The 585-nt window shown below is 43.2% G+C and carries 1 protein-coding gene; it reads left to right on the forward strand.

The annotated features are described in order from the left end of the window. The first annotated feature begins 114 nt into the window (after positions 1-114). On the forward strand, positions 115-477 hold the full coding sequence (locus ACXAH6_RS20380; RefSeq protein WP_474879826.1) for a hypothetical protein: 363 nt from the start codon (positions 115-117) through the stop codon (positions 475-477). Positions 478-585: the final 108 nt, after the last annotated feature.

The following is a 585-nucleotide window of genomic DNA, read 5'->3' on the forward strand; positions in this document are numbered from 1 at the left end:
AAACCGCTGTAGACGCAAGCGGAGCTTGCTGGGACAAAAACACGTGGGCCGTCCTCGCTTCGCTCGTTATTATAGCCCACGTATTTTTGCCCCTAAGCGGGGTGTTAGGTGCTTATGGATATCAAAGATCCCAGTGTTAATGAGTGGGATTTACAAGTTTTCTTTGGAAGTGAGCATGTTTCCAGAAACTACGGTGACCAATGGTACGATAGTGATTCATTGTATGAGTATCAGGATTCCACTGGCTTAAAACTAACATTTTCCATTCATCCAATTCATTTGGACATAAGGGTTACATTGTCACTAGATGAAAATATATTTTACGATTGGCAAGTATGCGGTGCGCATGATGTTCATTATATTGAAGAGGTAACTCAATCAAAGCTAGTGGTTGAAACAGGTGAAAACGAGAAATGCGAAATTTTAATTTTTCCAGTAATTACTCTTAAGCATTTTTCTGGCTCTGTCGGCACCTAACAAACCGCTGTAGACGCAAGCGGAGCTTGCTGGGACAAAAACACGTGGGCCGTCCTCGCTTCGCTCGTTATTATAGCCCACGTATTTTTGCCCCTAAGCGGGGTGTTA

The organism is Alteromonas sp. ABE4_545, from assembly GCF_056161325.1.

Coding starts and splice junctions, on each gene's coding strand:
- ACXAH6_RS20380 (WP_474879826.1), top strand. CDS start 115: ATGGATATCAAAGATCCCAGTGTTAATGAGTGGGATTTACAAGTTTTC.